This window comes from Cellulophaga sp. L1A9 (assembly GCF_009797025.1).
Taxonomy (GTDB): domain Bacteria; phylum Bacteroidota; class Bacteroidia; order Flavobacteriales; family Flavobacteriaceae; genus Cellulophaga.
Window position 1 is genome coordinate 363129 of sequence record NZ_CP047027.1, and the last position, 22598, is coordinate 385726.

The 22598-nt window shown below is 37.3% G+C and carries 9 protein-coding genes; 6 read left to right on the forward strand and 3 right to left on the reverse strand.

Annotation, left to right across the window (positions count from 1 at the left end; all coding sequences use genetic code 11):
* Positions 1-44: 44 nt before the first annotated feature.
* Both def and ruvX read right to left on the reverse strand, forming a co-directional pair.
* The gene (gene def, locus GQR94_RS01580; protein WP_158973685.1) at positions 45-635 is read right to left on the reverse strand and encodes a peptide deformylase; all 591 of its coding nucleotides are present in this window, start codon (positions 633-635) and stop codon (positions 45-47) included.
* A 4-nt stretch (positions 636-639) separates the two neighbouring features.
* Positions 640-1050 carry a Holliday junction resolvase RuvX gene (ruvX, locus tag GQR94_RS01585; protein ID WP_158973686.1) on the reverse strand — a complete coding sequence of 137 codons (411 nt, stop codon included), beginning with the start codon at positions 1048-1050 and terminating at the stop codon, positions 640-642.
* A gap of 102 nt (positions 1051-1152) precedes the next feature.
* On the opposite strand from ruvX, the gene GQR94_RS01590 reads away from it, so the two are divergent.
* The 3 genes from GQR94_RS01590 to GQR94_RS01600 all read left to right on the forward strand — a co-directional run bounded on the left by GQR94_RS01590 (position 1153) and on the right by GQR94_RS01600 (position 4667).
* Entirely contained in the window at positions 1153-1968 is an 816-nt protein-coding gene (locus tag GQR94_RS01590; protein ID WP_158973687.1) for a 2,3,4,5-tetrahydropyridine-2,6-dicarboxylate N-succinyltransferase, read from the forward strand.
* A gap of 189 nt (positions 1969-2157) precedes the next feature.
* Complete coding sequence (locus tag GQR94_RS01595; protein ID WP_199271517.1) at positions 2158-2841, forward strand: NTP transferase domain-containing protein; 684 nt, start codon at positions 2158-2160, stop codon at positions 2839-2841.
* Positions 2841-4667: a CDP-glycerol glycerophosphotransferase family protein gene (locus GQR94_RS01600; RefSeq protein WP_158973689.1), complete on the forward strand. Its 1827-nt coding sequence runs from the start codon at positions 2841-2843 to the stop codon at positions 4665-4667. The genes GQR94_RS01595 and GQR94_RS01600 overlap by 1 nt, the downstream gene beginning before the upstream one ends.
* Here GQR94_RS01600 and GQR94_RS01605 read toward each other — a convergent pair.
* Positions 4664-5434 carry a glycosyltransferase family 2 protein gene (locus GQR94_RS01605; RefSeq protein WP_158973690.1) on the reverse strand — a complete coding sequence of 257 codons (771 nt, stop codon included), beginning with the start codon at positions 5432-5434 and terminating at the stop codon, positions 4664-4666. The two genes, GQR94_RS01600 and GQR94_RS01605, sit on opposite strands and share 4 nt — an antisense overlap.
* 171 nt (positions 5435-5605) lie before the next feature.
* Between GQR94_RS01605 and GQR94_RS01610 the strand changes: the two genes are divergently transcribed.
* From GQR94_RS01610 to GQR94_RS01620, 3 genes are all read left to right on the forward strand, one after another.
* The gene (locus tag GQR94_RS01610; protein ID WP_158973691.1) at positions 5606-6166 is read left to right on the forward strand and encodes an L-threonylcarbamoyladenylate synthase; all 561 of its coding nucleotides are present in this window, start codon (positions 5606-5608) and stop codon (positions 6164-6166) included.
* A 1-nt stretch (position 6167) separates the two neighbouring features.
* Complete coding sequence (locus GQR94_RS01615) at positions 6168-7595, forward strand: CCA tRNA nucleotidyltransferase (RefSeq protein ID WP_158973692.1); 1428 nt, start codon at positions 6168-6170, stop codon at positions 7593-7595.
* Between the two features lie 693 nt (positions 7596-8288).
* Complete coding sequence (locus GQR94_RS01620) at positions 8289-22577, forward strand: Ig-like domain-containing protein (protein ID WP_158973693.1); 14289 nt, start codon at positions 8289-8291, stop codon at positions 22575-22577.
* The last annotated feature ends 21 nt before the right edge of the window (positions 22578-22598 follow it).

A 22598-nucleotide genomic window follows, 5' to 3' on the forward strand; every position in this document is an offset into this window, starting at 1 on the left:
TTTCTGGACAAATATTAAACTTTTACGCGTATAAAAAAACTAGATTACCTACCTTTTTTCATATCTGGAAAACGCATGCGATAATCTGCACTAATTTTTCCTTTTGAAATGTTACTCAATTTTCCTTTTAATAAACGCTTTTTTAGGCTCGATAGTTTATCTGTAAACAAAATTCCTTCAATATGATCATATTCATGTTGAATTACTCTGGCCAATAAACCTCCGTAGCTCTCACTTTTTTCATTAAAATTTTCATCTAAATAGGTAATCTTAATGGTTTCTTTTCTATTCACATCTTCGCGAATATCAGGAATACTTAAACACCCTTCATTAAAGTTCCACTCTTCTCCTGTTTCTTCCTCTATCTTAGCATTCACGAACACTTTCTTAAAGCCATCTAGTGCTTTTTGATCTTCTGGAGCTAAATCTTCATCCTCTGAAAATGGCGTTGTGTCTATAACAAATAAGCGAATAGGCAAGCCAATTTGTGGTGCTGCCAAACCAACGCCACTTGCATTATACATGGTTTCCCACATATTTTCGACTAAGGTTTCTAGTTTAGGATAGTCCTTTGCTATATCAGTTCCTACTTTTCGTAAAACTGGATCTCCGTAAGCGATAATTGGTAATATCATTTTATTAAATTCTGTTTAAATATGCTTGTAAAATAATTGTCGCACTAATCTCATCAACCAATGCTTTGTCTCTTCTCTGCTTCTTTTTTAAACCACTATCTATCATCGTCTGAAACGCCATTTTGGAGGTAAACCTTTCATCTTGGCGCTCAATTTTCATAGAAGGAAAACTAAGCTTCAACTTCTCTATAAATGGTAAAATCAAAGCTTCAGATTCTGAAACTTGATTATTCATTTGTTTTGGTTCTCCAACCACTATCAGCTCCACATTCTCGGTGGCGATATAGTTCTTTAAAAAATCAATCAATTCCTTTGTGGCTACAGTGGTTAATCCTGATGCAATAAGTTGTAACTCATCCGTAACAGCAATTCCTGTTCGCACTTTACCATAATCAATTGCAACAATCCTTGCCATTCATTTTATTTTTTACAAAAATAAAGGATAAATTGTTATAACTATAAATTAGCACGAATAATTAGTGTTTAGGACTTATATTTGAGGAAATTTTAGCGTAAAATGACGGAATTAAGAGAGCAAATAGAAAAAGCTTGGGATAACCGAGATTTATTGAAAGAAGAAAAGACACAAACTGCAATACGCTCAGTAATAGATTTATTAGATGAAGGTAAATTGCGTTGTGCAGAACCAACAACAGATGGTTGGCAAATAAATGAATGGGTTAAAAAAGCAGTAGTATTATATTTCCCTATTCAGAAAATGGAAACTCTTGAAGCTGGTATTTTTGAATACCACGATAAAATGCCTTTAAAAAGAGGATATAAAGAAAAAGGAATTCGTGTAGTACCAGGAGCTACGGCAAGACACGGAGCTTACATCTCTGCGGGTACTATTTTAATGCCTAGTTATGTAAATATAGGTGCATATGTAGACGAGGGTACTATGGTAGATACTTGGGCTACAGTTGGTAGCTGTGCTCAAATTGGTAAAAATGTACACCTTAGTGGAGGCGTTGGTATCGGTGGTGTTTTAGAGCCATTACAAGCCGCTCCTGTAATCATTGAAGACAATGTGTTTGTAGGTTCTAGATGTATTGTTGTAGAAGGCGTACGTGTAGAAAAAGAAGCTGTATTAGGTGCAAATGTTGTCCTTACAGCATCAACAAAAATTATTGATGTTACTGGAGATACTCCTGTTGAACGTAAAGGTTTAGTGCCTGCAAGATCAGTAGTTATCCCTGGGAGTTACACAAAAAAGTTTGCTGCAGGAGAATACAACGTTCCTTGTGCATTAATTATTGGTACGCGTAAAGAAAGTACAAATAAAAAGACCTCTCTAAACGATGCGCTTAGAGAATATGATGTTGCTGTATAAAATAACAACTAGATAAAATAGCGTAGTCTTCCATGGTTTTAATAGATCATGGAAGATTTTTTTTTGAAATCGTTTTCATATAAAAACCTTAAAATATTATTTATACAGGTCATTTTTTTTTAGGTTTGCCAACATATAAAAACGATTGTTCTTGTAACTATTTTACAAGTTTTAATAGATACTTTGATTATGAAAATAGTGATACTAGCTGCCGGAATGGGTTCAAGATTAGGAAACCCGTTTCCTAAACCTTTAACGCCTTTGGTGAATGGAAAAAGTATCATGCAAATGCAAGTAGATAATATAGATGCTTACTATTCTATTGATGATATTAGTGTAGTTGTAGGTTTTAAAAAAAACCTAATCATGGAGCGTTTTCCTGATTTAAGTTATATCTACAATCCTTTTTTTGACAATACAAATACCTCAAAAAGTTTATTAAAGGCTTTAAAAAAATTCAGAGATAAATCTGTACTTTGGATGAATGGCGATGTAGTATTTGATGAAAAACTATTTGACGTTTTGAGTCCATTTATCAAGAAGAAACAGTCTTTCGTTGCTGTAAACACAAGTAAAGTAGCTGATGAAGAGGTGAAATATACCTTAGAAAATGGGTTTATTAAAAAACTTTCAAAAACAGTTACAGGCGGTCTAGGTGAAGCCGTTGGGATTAATTATATCGCATCAAAAGACATCAATAGTTTTATTGCTAGATTAGAAGAATGTGACGCTAACGATTATTTTGAACGTGGTATTGAAATTGCCATAGAAAAAGATGGTTTGGAAGTGTGTGCTGTAGATATTTCTCAATACAATTGTATGGAAGTAGATTTTCAGGAAGATTTAGATAACGCCAATAAGCTACTGGAATAATGAAAACTGTTCTTTTTTGTCAGAATGCCTATGCTTTTGGAATTTTAGCACCCATTAGAGCTGTATTACAAAAGGAGAGTCATGAGTATATCTGGTATATATCACCTAAGTTATTAGATACATTTCCGTTCAAAAAAGAAAACTTTACGACTAGTATTTTAGACCTTCAATTATTTGAAAGCGATGCTATTTTTGCTCCTGGAAATGAAGTTCCGTATTATTTACGAGGGGTGAAAGTGCAAATATTTCATGGTTTGGCAGGAGAAAAAAAAGGGCATTTTAGAATCCGCCATTATTTTGATTTATACCTTACGCAAGGACCTTACTTTACTCAAAAATTTAATGCCTTTAAAGCGCAATACCAGAATTTTGAAGTTGTAGAAACGGGTTGGCCTAAATTAGATATTTACCGTTCAGAGGCTCATGATTATAGCACGGAAAAAGAAACGTTATTAAATAAATATAACACTGATAAGATTATTTTATATGCTCCTACCTTCTCTCCTAGCCTAACATCGGCACCTTATTTATTAGATCAAATTAAAGAGTTAGCATTAAATACAGGTTATCTTGTTTTAATAAAATTCCACGATTTAATGGATGTAAAGTGGATAGCCGCGTATAAAAAACTATCCGAAGAAATCCCTAATATCCTTTTTAAGGAAGACAAGAATATTATAAAATATCTATTACTAGCTGATTTGATGGTTAGTGATACCTCTTCCGTTATTTATGAATTTTTATTACTGAACAAACCTGTAATAACCTTTAAGAATATTTCTGAAAATATTCAATGGTTAGATGCTAAATCTTACGACAGCCTGACCGATAAAGTAAGAACGAGTATAGCAAATGATAGCTTCGCTTTACAAAGAAAAGAATTATGTGCGCAGTATCATCCGTATAACGATGGAAAATCGGCAGCGCGAATGGTGCAAACCACCAAAGAATATATTGCAAAGAATGGAGTGCCTAACGAAAGGAAGTTATCGTTTTTAAGAAGGAAAAAAATACGTAAAATCTTTGGCAAACCAACTAAAGACATATGTACAGGTCCTAAAAAAGAAAAAATATCGGCACTTGTAATAACCTACAATGAGGAAGAACATATCAATGGTGTATTAGAGAACTTACAATTTGCTGACGAAATCATTGTTGTAGATTCTTTTAGTACGGATACGACCATTGAAAAAATAAAAGCTTTTAAAAACATTCATTTAATTCAAAGACCTTTTAAAGATTTTACGGATCAGAAAGCGTATGCCTTAGCACAAGCTAAGCACAATTGGGTTTTATTTATTGATGCTGATGAGCGGCTAACCGATGCCTTGAAAAATGAAGTGCTAAAAACTGTAAATTCGGATCAAAAGAAAGCAGCTGCCTATTATTTTTTGAGAATATTTATGTTCGAAAAACAACGGATGCGTTTTACTGGAACGCAATCTGATAAAAATTACAGGTTGTTTCAGAAATCTAAAGTGAAATTTGACACTACAAAAACGGTACACGAAACACTGTTGGTTGACGGAGAATCTAAGGTGTTAAAAAATAAGCTCATCCATTATTCCTATAACAACTACGAAGAGTTTAAAAACAAGCGATTAAAGTATACCAGCATGCAAGCCAAGGAATTGTTGGCTAAAAACAAAAAACCTACTGCATTTCACTTTGTCATAAAACCCGCATTTCGCTTCTTTAAACATTATGTAATTGGCTTAGGATTTTTAGACGGAAAAAAAGGAATCATTTTGAGTTATTTAATGGCGCTAGGCATTCACAACAGGTATAGTGAATTAAAAAAATTACGCAAAGAAAAACAGCTTTAGAACATCAATTGTTTTTTAACTTGCTTGTATTGCTCGTTAGTTTTCATGTATTTAAGTCCCATATAATACGCCGCTAAATAGGACCAATAAAATCCTTCTTTACCATTTAAAAAATTAAGCTCTACAAAATATTTCTTAAAAAACTCTAATTTCACTCTAATGAAAATTGTAGCTATGGAATAGTTCTTATTCTTTAAATATTTGCCCTCCGCATAGATCGTAGCATAATTAGAAAGTTTTACTATATAATTATCTAATGACCGTGTGGTAAAATGAAGAAAATTATTTTTTAATTTGGCAGATTCTCCTTCCAAAATAATATTTTCATGCACTTTTTTACCATCAAACTTTCCCATATTCTTATTGAATAAGCGCAAGATATATTCTTTACTATCTGGACCATAGTCAAATACTTTGCCTAGAAAAACATGTTTCCTTTTTAGATAGAAACCACTGATATTCATTTCTGGCTTAAGATTTTCTTGAATTTCAGTAATCAATTCTTCGGATAGAATTTCATCAGCATCTAAACTCAGTACCCAGTTGTTTGTTGTTTTCTCTAAGGCAAATTGTTTTTGTGTACCAAAACCTTCAAAATCCTTATGAAATAGTTTTACATGATATTTTTTACAAATTTCTAAGGTAGCATCTGTACTGCCTGAGTCTACAACAATAATTTCATCGGCCCAGGAAAGCTTATTTAAACATTTATCCAAAATTCGTTCTTCATTATATGTAATAATAAAAACAGACAATTTTTCCTTCATAATACCCTTTTAAAATAGCCGTATTTGCATTCCTAACACAAAGTACTGCAATAAAACATTGCTATAACAGCTTTTCTAGTGCCTTTATTACACACTTAGTCTTAAAACATCTGTTAAAAGATATATTTTAATCATTAATAAAAGGTTATTTTTGACCCCTAAAATTTTATCATGCAGGAAGAAATAAATAAATGTATCGAAATTCTTTCTAAAGGCGGTTTAATTCTTTACCCAACAGATACTGTTTGGGGTATTGGCTGCGATGCTACCAACGAAGAAGCTGTTGCTAAAATATACGCCTTAAAACAACGTAAAAATACCAAAGCAATGATTTGTTTGGTGGCTAATGATTTTATGCTAGAAAAGTATATAGATGCAGTACCAGAAGTTGCTTATGACATCATAGATTTAGCTACAAAACCTACCACTATAGTTTATGACAACCCGAAAGGAGTAGCTAAAAACTTAGTTGCAGAAGATAACACCTTAGCAATTCGTGTAGCCTCAGATAAATTTTGTCAATACCTCATTACCAAATTTAAGAAACCAATAGTGTCTACTTCTGCAAATGTTGCCGGAGAAGCTACGCCTCAAACTTTTAAAGAAATTACCAGTGCAATTTTAAAAGGTGTAGACTATGTGGTAAATTTGCACCAAGATCAAAATTCAGGAACACCTTCATCCATAATTAAACTCGGAAATGATGGAGTTGTAAAAATTATCCGAGAATAGCATGACGCATACAAATCACGAACAAGCCCTAAAAAACCCGATTTTCAAAACAATTGCTGCTGCAGCCAAAGAATTAAATCTAGACTGCTATGTTATTGGAGGCTTTGTACGCGATTATCTCTTAGACAGAGGTACTGCTAAAGATATTGATATTGTTGCCATTGGTAGCGGAATAGCGCTTGCCAAAAAAGTAGCCAGTAAACTTAAAGGAAAACCAGAGGTTTCTGTTTTTAAAAATTTTGGTACGGCTATGATTAAGCACGACGATATTGAATTAGAATTTGTTGGTGCGCGTAAAGAAAGCTACCATGAAGATAGCCGAAAGCCTGTAGTAGAAGATGGCTCATTAGAAGATGATCAAAAGAGAAGAGATTTTACCATTAATGCCCTAGCAATTTCTTTGAATGAAACAAATTATGGTACGCTATTAGATCCATTTAATGGCATTCAAGATTTAGCAGATAAAATTATCAAAACACCATTAGCTCCAGGAATTACCTATTCTGATGATCCATTAAGAATGATGCGTGCTATCCGTTTTGCTACCCAATTAGATTTTAAAATTGAAGAGGCTTCTTTAAACGCTATCACAGAAAACAAAGACCGCATAAAAATTATTTCAAAAGAACGGATTGTAGATGAGCTACATAAAATTCTAGCGAGTAAAACTCCCTCTTTAGGCTTTTCATTATTACATAAAACACAATTATTAGGCTATATACTTCCAGAACTTACTGCCTTACAAGGTATTGAAGAGATAGAAGGACAACGCCACAAGGATAATTTTTGGCATACTTTAGAAGTGGTCGATAATATAGCCAAAAACACAGATAATGTATGGCTGCGTTGGGCTGCCCTACTCCATGATATTGGAAAAGCTCCTACAAAACGTTTTGATAAAAAAATAGGCTGGACCTTCCATAGCCATGAATTTATAGGCTCTAAGATGGTCTATAAGTTATTTAAAAGGTTACGCATGCCTTTGAATGATAAAATGAAATTTGTTCAAAAAATGGTTTTATTGAGTTCTAGACCTATTATCTTATCGGAAGATTTTGCAACAGATTCTGCCGTACGTCGGTTAATTTTTGATGCCGGAGAGAATATAGAGGATTTAATGACCCTATGCGAAGCAGATATCACTACCAAAAATCCCAAAAAACAAAAACGCTACCAAAACAACTTCAAACTGGTAAGACAAAAAATTGTTGAAGTAGAAGAACGTGATCATGTAAGAAATTTTCAGCCCCCAATTAGTGGCGAAGAAATAATGGAGACGTTTAACTTAAAACCATCTAAAGAAATTGGGATTATAAAAGAGGCAATTAAAGAAGCAATTCTTGAGGGCGAAATTCTAAATGAATATGATGCAGCTTATCAATTTATGCTTAAAAAAGGTAGTGAAATTGGACTTTCATCGACCAAATAACAAGCTCTTAACTACCTTTAAGGTTGTCATTTGTTGTCATATGGCAACAATTTAAATACCGTTCACCTACACTTGACTATTATCAGTCAATATAAATTGCTTTAACAGTTTCTTCTCAGTTATATTTGGAACTTAGATTATCCACGGAGTAAACTAAACGCAATTTACACGATACAAAAAAGTAATAACACCACGATTCTTTTAAAATAGTTTCTTTATACTAAGTAAATATCTGATGCTCAACATCAGAAAATAAACAGGATTTAGTTGAAGTCGTTCATAGATTTCAGCTTTATCCTTTTTTTATGTGAAATTCATTCTCTAGGAATATTTCCTACATAAAAAAACTAAATCTCCAAAGATTAATTTACCACTTGTCGACACTTATCGGTCATTTGACCACACAAAATTTTACATAACACAACAATTTTTAAAATTTCCTTCATAATTAGTCTTACTTTATAAATAATTAACACATAAATATTATATCATAAATAAGATTTAATATACTAATAAGTAAGTTTTACCCTATTAAATTGTATTTTAACATTAGAAACAGACATTTAATCGATTATATAGATTTAACAATAAACTAAAAACTGAATCCAAATTGGATTTATTTTCTTGTTAATAAAACCTTAAAATCAACTACTGTCCTTTTCGAAAGAATGACCACAAACCACAATTCCTGCTATGAAAAATAATCTATCTACTATAAGATCTTATTATTTAAGTCTTGCTTTTCTGATTTTCACAATGGCTAGTTCTTATGCACAGCTAAGTGACTTGCATTACATGCCACCGCTAGCTGAGACAAATGCTAATTATATTGTAGATCAATACGTATATCTTTCTACTCCAGAAACCATACCTTTTGATGTTAATATTTACGTAGGAACCTCGGTAACTCCGCTAGCAACAGTTTCTGTGTCCAACACTATTCCTTACACGTATATCCTACCCTCTAGAGAGAATGGAATAACATTATTACCTAATGCTGAAGTTGGTCTTGTTAGTAGTACCGCTGGTTTACGTTTAGAGGCCCCAGGTGGACAAAAATTTTATGCAAATTATAGAGGAAATAGTAATTCTCAAGGTGTTTCTTTAACCTCTAAGGGTCGTGCAGCATTAGGTACGCATTTTAAATGGGGTGGAATTCCTTTTTTACATGATCGAAATATTTTTAATGCGGCCTTAGGAATTATGGCTACGGAAGATAATACAACAGTTACAGTTTCAGATTATGATCCTGATTGTGTTTTTAGATTAGGAAATAATGGTACAGGCTTAACCGATGACACGATTACTATTACTTTAAATAAAGGAGAATCTTATGTATTGGAAGTTGAAGGAAATAATGGCGACGCCAACAGGTACGGATGGTTAGGTGCAGATATTAGTTCAGACAAAGATATCGCAATTAGTGTTGGTCATATTTTACTTGGTGTTCTTCCTAACGTTAATATACAAGATGGAGGAACAGATCAACCTGTTCCTATAGATATCATTGGTCGTGAATATGTTTTTATTAGAGGTGGTGGTACAGATGCCTTAGAATTTCCAATTATAATTGGAACCGCTAGTGGTACTGATATTTTTATTAACGGCGCAACCACTCCTATTGCTACAATAAATGACGGAGAATATTTTTTAGTTCCTGGATCAAATTATTCAGGCAGTACCGCTGGTAATAATATGACCGTTACTACATCAAAAAATGTGTATGCCTATCAATGTTTGGCCGGTAGTAATTCAGGAGCAACCATAGGAATGAATTTTATTGCTCCTGTTAATTGTCTACTTCCCGACAATGTAAATAATATAAGCACAATTGAAGATTTAGCAGGAAAAACAATATCTGGGGGATTAACTATCCTAGCTTCCAATAGCACTCCTGATGCCAATATAGTAGTGACCTCTAATGGTGTTCCTGTGACCCTCCCCGCTCCTATACCTGCCACAGGCTTACCTTGGAAAAGTTTTTATATTCCTAATTTAACGGGTAATATCTATGTCCAATCTTCAGGAGCCATTGCTGTTGGAGTTGTTGGTTTTAGTGGAGCACTAGGAACTGGGGGATATTTTTCTGGTTTTGATACTATACCCGTAGTAGATTACTCTATTTCAGGTTCTGGTTGTCTAGGAACCACTATTACACTTACAGAAATTTTTGATACTTATCAATGGTTTAATGATGGAGTTGCTATACCTGGAGCAACAAGTGGAAGCTATACTCCTACCGAAATTGGCGAACATTACGTAAATGTTTCTAAAAGTGGTTGTGATTACAATTCAAATGTGATTCAAGTATTCTATTGTGATCCTGATATTTATATTAATAAAACTTCAGACAAAACCACAATCTCAGAAGGAGAAACAGTAACCTTTACGATAACTGTAGAAAGCTTAGGTTTAGATGATTTAACCAATTTGGTAATCACGGATGCCTTACCAACTGGTTTGACGCTTTCAAGTGCTACTCCAAGTAAAGGAACTTGGACTGCTCCAAATTGGAATGTAGGCACCATGGTTAAAGGAGAAAAGCAATCATTAATTATTGTTGCTACGGCAGATGATATAAATGAAGCGATTGCCTCTAGAAGTATAACAAATACAATTTCGAATGCACAAGATCAAACAGATTCTGATTCATCTGTAGATGATTCAACAGAAGTAATCACGATAGAAAACTTAGATGATGATAATGATGGCGTACCCGATACTTCAGATATCTGTGAAGGTTTTGATGATGGTATTGATACCGATTTAGATGGCATTCCAGATGGGTGCGATAGTGATGATGATAATGATGGAATTTTAGATATAGATGAATTTAATAAAGACTGTGGTTTAGTTCCCACAAATGATATTCATTTTACAGATTCATCCAATAATTTAATAACGTTAAATAGTAATGATGGTGATTTAGTAGCCTACATAAAGGATTTTGATAACGATATCACCGCGGTTGCTACTACAACGATTGGCTCAGGGACCTTCCCGGCCGGAAATCCAAATTATACAGACGGTAGTGTGCAAGTAGACATGCAAACACGAAACTCAAATGCCAATATTACCGGTACTACAACAGAAATTGTATTTTCTGAACTTATATTATCCACAGAATTTAACGTAAGAAGTTTAGCAAGAAATGCTTCTGGTAGTTATGATGAAAGTCAAAATATCAAATTTTATAATAATAGTGTTCAAATAGAATTCCCAGCAGACATTTATGCCACTAGCGGTACCATTGGTACAGGAGCATCGTACGATCCAGTTTCTGGAGAAGCAGTAGCGGCTATAATTGGAGGTACAGCGCAAGAAGCTAACTTCAGATTTAATATAGATAAAGGAATTAATAGAATTGTTATAACACAAGCTGCCACCGCTAATGCAGATAATATTGGTTGGAGAGTGAATACTTTATGTTCGCTGTATACAGATACTGATAATGATGGCATTTATGATCATTTAGATTCCGACAGTGATAATGACGGTTGTCCTGATGCTTTAGAAGGCGATGCAAGTTATAATTATAGTGATTTAGATGGTAGTCTTAGACTAACGGCAACAATAGATGCTGCCGGTATTCCTGGAGGAACTTCTCAAGGTGCAGGAACTGCTACAGATAATTTACAACAAGCAGATGAATGCTCAGAATGTGATTCTAATCACCCTTTATTTCAAGATATAGATGGTGATACAATAGGGGATGCCTGTGACGATGATGACGATAATGATGGGATAGCAGATGCTTTAGAATGTACCCCTGCAAATGGTGTAATCTTAACCGGAGATGATTCATTGTTACTTACAGGAGAATATGACAATGGCGATGGCGTTAATCAACAGTTTACAATTACGTCTACAGAATATAATATTTTAGACAAAACAGGTCCAGCGGATAACGGTTTGCAAGTACGATGGAATCAAGGTACGGACCCCACGGTTGAAATGATTCTTAGCGTGGAACAACCTATGAATGCACTACAACAAGCAATTCGTGTTTCTTCGTATGAGATGAACAGCGACGTTGGTGCCATACAAAATGCAGATAAAACAATAACAATTACTTGGCCAGGAGGCGGTACAGCTGTACTTTCCGATCCCTTGGGGGAAACCGACTTAGGGAATGGAGCGGTAATAACTTCAGGAACTCCTTTTCAAGTTGCTCCTGATGCTGCCGGACTTTCAAGAACTGTAACAGATTCACGATGGTCTTTATTAATAGATACAAGTACGGGAATAACCTTTCCTATGGATATCGGTTATTATGCAGACGGCAACATAAATAGTAGTGCTAACCATGTAAACGAAGGTTTTGCCTTTAGATCAGTTTTAGCATGTGATGTTGATAATGATGGTGTTCCTAATATACTTGACCTTGATAGTGATAATGACGGAATTTATGACGTAGTAGAATCAGGAGGTACAGATGCAGATACTAATGGTATTGCAGATGGTAGCATTAGTACTGCAGGTATTCCTAGCAGTGCAGGCACAGGAACCGTACCAACGGAAACAACAACAGGAACTCCTGATTATTTAAATCTAGATAGCGATGCCGATGGTTGTTCAGACGCTAATGAAGCCTATACTGATAGCACCGCAGATAATGGTGATGGAGCAGAATATAATGATGCAGATTCGGCTATAGTAACGGATGGTTCTGGAACCATATTAGCGAACGGATTGGTGGCATCTGCTACGTACACTACTGGAGCTGTAAGCGCGGTCACCACCGAAGATTTAGATTTGGATGGCGATGGTTTAGTGGGTATCTGTGATCTTGATACTGACGGTGATGGCGATCCGGATACTACAGATACAGATCCTTTAGACCCTTGTGTATACAGTACCAATCAAGTTGCAGCAAATGCAGAAGCAAGTTGGAATGCCTTAGATTGTGATGGTGATGGCGAAACAAATGGTTTTGAAGTAACCAATAATACAAACCCTTCCGATCCTTGTGAAGTTACTGTGCCTACGGTACGCACTTCAACAGATGAAAATTATGCCGTTTGGGCAGCTGAAGATTGTGATGGTGATAACCTTGATAATGGTACAGAAGCTACCAATGGTACTGACCCATTTAATACAGATACCGATGGGGATGGAGTACAAGACGATATAGATACAGATGCCTTAAATCCTTGTGATCCAGTGCAAGCTCCAGGATATATAGGGTATGATGTTACCAATACTATTTGGGCAGCAGCAGATTGTGATGGCGACGGAGTTACTAATGGAACAGAAGTGACCAATGGAACGGACCCATATAGCACCGATACAGATGGTGATGGTGTACCAGATAATACAGATACAAACGCATTAGATCCTTGTGATCCAGTACAAGCCGCAGGATATGCAGGTTACGATGCCACTAATGCTATTTGGATAGCAGCAGATTGTGATGGGGATAATGTTCTTAATGGTACCGAGGTAACGAATAATACAGACCCATACAATACGGATACCGATGGTGATGGTGTTCAAGATGATATAGATACGAATCCATTGGATCCTTGTGATCCAGTACAAGCTCCAGGTTATGCAGGTTATGATGCGACCAATGCTATTTGGGCAGCGGCAGATTGTGATGGGGATGGCGTGACCAATGATACAGAAGTTACTAACAATACGGATCCTTACAGTACAGATACCGATGGTGATGGTGTGCCAGACAATACAGATACCAATGCTTTAGACCCTTGTGATCCAGTACAAGTCGCAGGATATGCAAGTTACGATGCTACAAATACTATATGGGCAGCAGCAGATTGTGATGGCGATAATGTTACTAATGGTACAGAGGCTACTAATAATACAGACCCATACAATACGGATACGGATGGTGATGGTGTTCAAGATGATATAGATACGAATCCATTGGATCCTTGTGATCCAGTGCAAGCTCCAGGATATGCAGGTTATGATGCTACCAATGCTATTTGGGCAGCGGCAGATTGTGATGGTGACGGTGTTACAAATGATACAGAAGTTATCAATAATACAGATCCTTATAGCAACGATACAGATGGCGATGGTGTACCAGACGATACAGATACAAACGCATTAGATCCTTGTGATCCTGTACAAGCTGCAGGCTACACAGGTTACGATGCTACTAACCCTATTTGGGCAGCGGCAGATTGCGATGGTGATAATGTTACTAATGGTACAGAGGCTACTAATAATACAGATCCATACAATACGGATACCGATGGTGATGGTGTGCCAGACGATATAGACACGAATGCATTAGATCCTTGTGATCCAATACAAGCTCCAGGATATGCAGGTTATGATGCTACCAATGCTATTTGGGCAGCAGCAGATTGTGATGGCGACGGTGTTACGAATGGTACAGAAGTTACCAATAATACAGATCCTTATAGCAATGATACCGATGGTGATGGTGTGCCAGACAATACAGATACAGACGCATTAAACCCATGTGATCCGGTGCAAGCTCCAGGATATACAGGCTATGATGCTACAAACGCTATGTGGGCAGCAGCAGATTGCGATGGCGACGGCATTATAAATGGTACTGAAGTTACTAACGGTACAGATCCATACAATTCAGATACGGATGGTGATGGTATTGATGACGGTCAAGAAGCGTCAGATAATACAAATCCTTTAAATGATTGTGAATCTATTGGAGGAAATCCTTTACCAACAAGTGATTGTGATGGCGATGGTGTGCAAAATTCTTTAGACGCCTGCGAAGGGTTTGATGATGCTATAAATGCAGATGGTGATGCACTTCCAGATGCTTGTGATGAAGATGATGATAATGATGGTATTCCAGATACTGTTGAAGGTACTGGTGATTTTGATGGTGACGGTGTTCCAGATAGTTTAGATCTTGATAGTGATAATGATGGTATTCCAGATCTTGTTGAAACTGGTAATGGTGCCTTAGATACAAATGGCAACGGGTATATAGATAGTTCAGAAAGTGGCGTGGGTATAAATGGTATCCCTGATACCACAGAAGATGGAGGTATAGATGGCGCTGGTGTTTCAACGGTTCCTGTAAATTCTGACGGTACCGCTGGTCCAGATTATTTAGATATCGATTCTGATAATGATGGGATACAAGATTTAGTAGAAGCACAAACAGATGCAGGTTTAGTACAACTATCGGGCAACGATGCTGATAATGATGGGATTGATGATGCTTTCGATGTCGATTTTGATCTTAATAATAGCCTTACCACTTCACCAGAAGATACAGATAGTGACGGTCGACCAGACTACTTAGATTTAGATAGTGATAATGACGGAATCATAGATAATATAGAATGGCAATCCACATCAGGGCATCTTTTTCCATCCGCAGATTCTGATGGGAACGGTCTAGCCGATAATTATGAGGTTGCTCCTGCCGGTTCAGGAGAATCTATAAATGCTCCAACAAATACGGATGGTACAGATAGTCCTGATTTTAGAGATACGGATTCTGACAATGATGGATTAGATGACACCATAGAGGTGTATGATTATAATGATGATCTGGCAGCAGATGTTACGCCTTCGGGAACAGATGCTGATAACGATGGTTTAGATGATGCCTTTGACTTAAGTATTGTAGCTCCTAACGGACTAGAAGATCCAAACGGCGCAACAAATAATAATCAAGATGTTACTACGTTCTTAAACACCCAAGATCCTTTTACGAGTGAGGTAGATTTCAGGGATAATATTGTTCACTTAAATCCTATTGACACCGATGGTGACAATGTAGATAACAGTATTGATATCGATAATGATAATGATGGAATCTTAGATTATGTTGAATCTTTAGGCTTCCAACCTACAGATACACAAGGAGATGCATGCGGAATACCTGCTGGATCATTTATAGGCGGTACGTATATACCTGCTACCGGTTCTGGTGCAGGTACTCTAAATGCTGAGTATAGATTTTCTACAGTAGTTACTTCATCTTTAGGTGTTTTAGATGCTATTGTACAAATAACAGCTATTGACAATGCGACCTTAACATCAATAGATGCTTTTCCTGTTGGTAGTAGCAATGATGCTTGGCAACCTACTTTTAATGTAGGAGATGTATCAAGTATTGCAGGTGAAGAAGGTAGTATCTCCTTTAATATTCGTTTGGTAGCATCAGGTACAGATTTTCAAGTGAACCTTATTAGATTCGGTGGGGTCATTTATGATATTGATGGCGCAAATACGAAAGAAAGTGTTACACTTACTCGACCAGGTTTATATGCTGTAGATAGTAATTCATTACTTACCGTATCAGAAAATCAAGCTACGGGTACGGCAACTTTTGAAGGTCCAGATGAAACATGGCCAGGAGTTGATTTCGGACCGAAGTTGGCTGCGTATTTTAACTACTATGAAACTACAAACCTTAATTTAACTTTTACTGGTGAATTACAAACAGGTTTTGCTACACAAGATTATTTAGGATCTATTTTGTTTCAAACTTGTGATATAAATGGATTGTTTACACCTACGAATACCACTACGGCAAATAGTCTTGATGGTACTGCATCTGGCGGTGGTTCGTCACCAAAGTATACTATTTATCAAGGTATAGATAGTGATAATGATGGTATTGAAGATCATTTAGATATTGATTCTGATAATGATGGTATTCCAGATAATGTAGAAGCACAACTTACCACATCGTATACGCCTAGAGGAATAGATGATACGGATGGAGACGGATTAGGAGATGCTTATGAAGGAACTGGTAATGAAGGCATAATGGTTATTGATACAGATCTAGATGGTATTCCTGATTATTTAGATTTAGATTCAGATAATGATACACTAACAGACAGAAGAGAAGCTGGTTTTGTTGCAGCTACAAACAATCTAGATTCTGATGGTGATGGTTTACTAAATGGATATGATGATGTTGATACTCCAGGAACCCTTTTTGATACGAACGATGATCAAGATAATGGAGCTATAGATCTACCAAATATTGCAAAAACTACGACTCCGGAAGTAGATTATCGTGAAGTTGGGATTGATGATAATGACTTAGACGGCATAGCCGATTCAATTGATCTTGATGATGATAATGATGGTATTTTAGACACCTTGGAAACATCGGGTACTGATCCAAGTGCGGATGATGATGCTGATGGAATTTTAAATTACCAAGATCTAGATTTAGGTCCTGATGCTAATGGCGATACTATTGTAGATAGTTTTGACACGGACGGCGATGGCGTTCCTAATCACTTTGATTTAGATGCTGATAATGATGGTATTTATGATGCGGTGGAATCTGGAAGCGGAAAAGCTTTTACAACCGGGGTTCTAAACGGTGCCGTGGGTACAGATGGTATTGTAAATACGGTACAAGCAAGCGGACAACAAAACAGTGGTACTGTAAATTATACCGTATTTGATTCTGAAACTACCCCTGATGGTATTGCCGATTTCCTTGAATTAGATGCCGATGGAGATGGCTGTAATGATGTTATAGAAGCAGGATATACAGATGACAATGCTGATGGATTTTTGGGTGATGCCCCTACCCTAGTAGATACAAACGGAATAGTTACAGGAACAACTGTGACCGACGGATACACGACTCCTAATAATGCAGATAGTGCTAGCAATACAGCCTTTGATTTTCAACAACCTGGTGTTATTCCAACAATTGCAACTGCCGCAGAGCAACCGCAAGATGTGTTAACAAATGGGAGTTCTCCAGAGGTATTCTCTGTTACTGCTAATGGAACAGAATTAATATACCAATGGCAAGTTGATGACCAATCTGGTAGTGGATTTATAGATATAGATGAAGCCAATGCAACTGATATTTATACAGGAAGTACCACTGCAACATTAACCCTAACAGGTATAACGATTACAGAAAACGGGTATGCGTATAGAGCAATAATTACAGAAACTTCTTTTGTATGTTCTCCGTTGACTTCTGCAGCTGCAGTGCTCACGGTGGATGTAACGCCACCTGTTGATCCTACAGTACAAGATCAAATTACAAATGATACAACCCCAATAATTACTGGAACTGCAGAAGCAGATTCTACCTTAGAAGTAGTGGTTGGAGGAGCAACATATACCATAATTACGGATAGCTCGGGCAACTGGAGTATCGATACAGAAACAGCTACACCAGAAAGTGGAACATTTACGCCAAATGTAAATGGAGCTAATGAAGTAGTGGTAACAAGTACGGATGCTGCAGGAAATAGTTCTGTAGATGCTACTACTTTAGAGTTGACGATAGATACCACAGATCCAGAGATTCCAACAGTAGAAAGTCAAATTACAAATGATACTACTCCTGTACTTGAAGGTACGGCAGAAGCTAATTCTACAGTTACGGTAACTGTTGGTGGAGGAACATTCACTACCACAGCGGATGCTTCAGGGGATTGGAGTATTGATACGGAAACAGAAGCTCCTACTTCAGGAACTTTTGCTCCCGATGTAAACGGAACTAATGAAATTTTGGTTACAAGTACAGATGAAGCGGGTAACAGTGCTACGGATATTACGAACTTAGAATTAACCATTGATACTACAGCTCCAACAGCTCCAACTGTTGAAATTGTAGAAGACACCAACAACGATGGTCTAATTAGTGAAGATGAATTAATCGGTGCTATTAATGCCGTAGTTACACTTCCTGCTGATGCTGCTATAGGTGATACCGTAACCATTACGGATGGGAATGGAAACTCACAAAATGTGGTACTTACCGCGACAGCTATTACGAATGGCACCATTGCTATTGTGATTGCCAATCCTGGAGATGGCGGTACTATTGTGCTAACCGCCAATATAACGGATGTTGCAGGGAATGTAGGTCCTAACAGCGCAACAGATACTGCTGTACTTGACCTTACAGATCCAACTGCTCCAACTATAGTTATTTCGGAAGACAGCAACGATGATGAATTAATTAGTGAAGATGAACTTGTAGGTGATATTGACGCTCGTGTGACATTGCCTGCTGATGCCCTTGCTGGAGATAAAGTAACCGTTACCGATGGGAATGGAAATTCTCAAGAGGTAATACTTACGGCAACAGATATTACAACAGGATTTGTAGATGTGATTATTGCGAACCCTGGAGATACAGGTACGATTGTGGTTACGGCCACTCTTACCGATGTTGCAGGGAATGTAGGTCCAGATAGCGCTACAGATACTGCTGTGCTCGATATTACGGATCCAACGGCGCCTACGATAGAAATTATAGAAGACACCAATAATGATGGTTTAATTAGTGAAGATGAGTTAACTGGTGCGATTGACGCTCGTGTAACACTTCCTGCGGATGCCGTTGCTGGTGATAAAGTAACTATTACCGATGGAAATGGAAATTCTCAAGAGGTAGTACTTACAGCAACAGATATTACCAATGGCACGATTGCTATTGTAATTGTTAACCCTGGTGATAACGGAACTATTGTTGTTACCGCTAAAATTACGGATATCGCCGGCAATGAAAGTGTAGACAGCGCTACAGATACCGCAGTACTTGACCTTACGGATCCAAGTGCTCCGACAATAGAAATTACAGAAGATACAAACGATGATGAATTAATCAATGAAGATGAACTCGTAGGAGACATAGACGCTCGTGTAACACTTCCAGCGGATGCTGTTGCAGGAGATACCGTAACCGTAACCGATGGGAATGGAAATTCTCAAGATCTTATTTTAACTGCTACTGATATTACTAATGGATTTATAGATGTCATTATCGCTAATCCTGGAGATAAAGGCACTATTGTAGTTACCGCAAACCTTACGGATGTTGCAGGGAATGTAGGCCCTACTAGTGCAACGGATACGGCAGTTCTTGATACTACAGATCCTGGTGCTCCAACAGTTATTATTTCAGAAGACGTTAATGATGACGGATTTATAAACGAAGATGAATTATCAGCAGATATTAATGCTGTAATATCATTACCTAGTAATGTCGTTGGCGGCGATACCGTCACCATTACTGATGGAAATGGAAATAGCCAAAATATCATTTTGACAGCAACAGAAGCTTCTAATGGTTTTATTATAGTGAGCATTATTAATCCTGGTGATGGAGGAACTATAGTCGTAACGGCAAACCTTACGGATGCGGCTGGGAATGTAGGTCCTGATAGTACGTCAGATTTTGCTACCATTGATCTTACGGATCCAACTGCTCCAACGATAGTTATTTCGGAAGACAGCAACGATGATGAATTAATCAATGAAGATGAACTTATTGGCGATATTGATGCACGTGTGACATTGCCTGCCGATGCTCTTGAAGGAGATACGGTAACCGTTACATATGGAAATGGAAACTCACAAGATGTGGTGCTTACGGCAACGGATATTACCAATGGATTTATTGATGTAGTTATCATTAATCCTGGTGATACAGGTACCATCGTAGTAACTGCAAATCTTACCGATGTTGCCGGAAATGTAGGTCCTAATAGCGCTACAGATACCGCAACACTTGATACTACAGCTCCTACTGCACCAACAGTAGTTATCACAGAAGATATCAATAACGATGGATTAATAAATGAAGATGAACTTGTAGGCGATATTGATGCTGTAGTAACATTGCCTGCCGATGCAGTTGCAGGTGACACCGTAACCATTACCGATGGAAATGGAGGCTCACAGGATGTAGTACTTACGACCACGGATATTGCCAATGGTGCTATTGCGGTTGTAATTCCTAACCCTGGAGACAATGGAACAATTATAGTGACGGCCAACATAACAGATGTTGCTGGTAATGTGGGGCCAAATAGTGTTACAGATACTGCGACACTTGATACCACAGATCCTACAGCACCAACAGTAGTCATCACAGAAGACACCAATAACGATGAATTAATAAACCAAGATGAACTTATTGGTGATATTGATGCACGTGTGACATTGCCTGCCGATGCTCTTGAAGGAGATACGGTAACCATCACTGATGGTAATGGAAACTCACAAGATGTAGTGCTTACGGCAACGGATATTACCAATGGATTTATTGATGTCATTATCAATAATCCTGGAGACACCGGTACCCTAGTAGTAACCGCAAACCTCACCGATGTTGCCGGAAATGTGGGTCCTAATAGTGTAACCGACACTGCAGTATTGGATATTACAGATCCGACAGCTCCAAGTGTTGTCATAACGGAAGATACCAATAATGACGGATTAATTTCTGAAGATGAGCTTGTAGGCGATATTAATGCTTTGATAACACTACCTGCTGATGCGGTCGCGGGAGATACGGTAACCATTACCGATGGAAATGGAAACTCGCAAGATGTGGTGCTTACCGCAACAGATATTACTAATGGTACTATTGCTGTCGTGATCCCTAATCCTGGTGATAATGGAACAATTACAGTAACGGCAACTATCACAGATGTTGCCGGTAATGTAGGCCCAGATAGTATTTCAGATATTGCAACATTTGATACAACAGACCCTACAGCACCAACTGTCGTTATTACGGAAGATACCAATAACGACGGATTAATTTCTGAAGATGAATTAGTGGGTGATATTGATGCACGTATCACACTTCCTGCAGATGCTGTCGCAGGAGATACCGTTACCATCTCTGATGGAAATGGAAACACACAAGATGTAGTACTTTCTACTACAGATATTGCTACTGGATTTATTGATGTAATTATCCCTAATCCAGGTGATGCAGGTACCATTGACCTTACTGCTAACATAACAGATGTTGCAGGAAACGTTGGTCCTAATAGTGTTACGGATACAGCTACACTTGATCTTTCAGATCCAACAGTAGATAGCTTTAATACCATAGACATTACCCCTATTCTAACAGGTCAAGGAAATGCTAATGAAACCTTGCTTATAGAATTGGATACAGATGGGGATAATATTCCTGATGTTATTTATACAGTAACTACAGACGCTAGTGGCAACTGGAGTTTAGACACCGAAACAGCCGTACCAGATTCTGGTAGCTTCCCTACCTTACTAGATGAAGATGTCATTGCTATTACAGCTACCGATCCTTCAGGAAATTCAGGTATAGGTAGCGTAACTATTTCTGTAGATACAGATGGTGATGGCCTTAATGACAATGAAGAGACAGCTTTAGGAACAGACCCTAACAATCCTGATACCGATGGAGATGGTATTTCTGATGGTCAAGAAGTGAATACAGATACTACAAACCCATTGGATGATTGTAGTTCTGTAAACGGAAGTCCTTTAGGAGATAGCGATTGTGATAACGACGGATTAACAACAGATCAAGAGGTAGCTGCAGGAACAGATCCTGACAATCCTGATTCTGACAATGATGGATTATCAGACGGTGAAGAAATTGCTTTAGGAACAGATCCTAATAATTCTGATTCCGATGGGGATGGCATCATAGACGGACAAGAAGTAGTAGACAATACCAATCCTTTAGATGATTGTGATCATAATGGTGGAAAAGCCTTACCTGATAGCGATTGTGATGCAGACGGATTGACGACTGCACAAGAAGATGCTATTGGTTCTGATCCTAATAATGCAGATACCGATGGGGATACCATCCCAGATGGTCAAGAAATAACAGACGGTACCGATCCTTTAGATCCTTGTGATGCTATTGGTGGTGTCCCTACCCTAGCAGCTGGTTGTAATGAAGAAGTGGTAAGTTCAGGAATAGCCGTTGCTAATGAAATTCTAACTCCTGATAATGATGGCGTAAATGATTTCTTTAGGATTGAAAACATTGAGTCTTTCCCGAACAACACAGTACAGATTTATAACCGTTGGGGAGTGGTAGTCTATGAAATGGCTGGATATGATAATCAATCTAACGTATTTAGAGGCGCTTCTAATGGTAGAGTAACCATTAGTACAGATTCTGAGCTACCTGTAGGTGTTTACTTCTATATAATCAAATACGTAAATGAAGGGAATCATCTAAATAAAGCCGGATATTTATACATTAACCGATAAGCATTAACCATTAAGTATAAA

Bases quoted from the DNA above. Each gene is read 5' to 3' on its own strand.
- def (WP_158973685.1), bottom strand. From the start codon at position 635: ATGATATTACCAATTATCGCTTACGGAGATCCAGTTTTACGAAAAGTA.
- ruvX (WP_158973686.1), bottom strand. From the start codon at position 1,050: ATGGCAAGGATTGTTGCAATTGATTATGGTAAAGTGCGAACAGGAATT.
- GQR94_RS01590 (WP_158973687.1), top strand. From the start codon at position 1,153: ATGACGGAATTAAGAGAGCAAATAGAAAAAGCTTGGGATAACCGAGAT.
- GQR94_RS01595 (WP_199271517.1), top strand. From the start codon at position 2,158: ATGAAAATAGTGATACTAGCTGCCGGAATGGGTTCAAGATTAGGAAAC.
- GQR94_RS01600 (WP_158973689.1), top strand. From the start codon at position 2,841: ATGAAAACTGTTCTTTTTTGTCAGAATGCCTATGCTTTTGGAATTTTA.
- GQR94_RS01605 (WP_158973690.1), bottom strand. From the start codon at position 5,434: ATGAAGGAAAAATTGTCTGTTTTTATTATTACATATAATGAAGAACGA.
- GQR94_RS01610 (WP_158973691.1), top strand. From the start codon at position 5,606: ATGCAGGAAGAAATAAATAAATGTATCGAAATTCTTTCTAAAGGCGGT.
- GQR94_RS01615 (WP_158973692.1), top strand. From the start codon at position 6,168: ATGACGCATACAAATCACGAACAAGCCCTAAAAAACCCGATTTTCAAA.
- GQR94_RS01620 (WP_158973693.1), top strand. From the start codon at position 8,289: ATGAAAAATAATCTATCTACTATAAGATCTTATTATTTAAGTCTTGCT.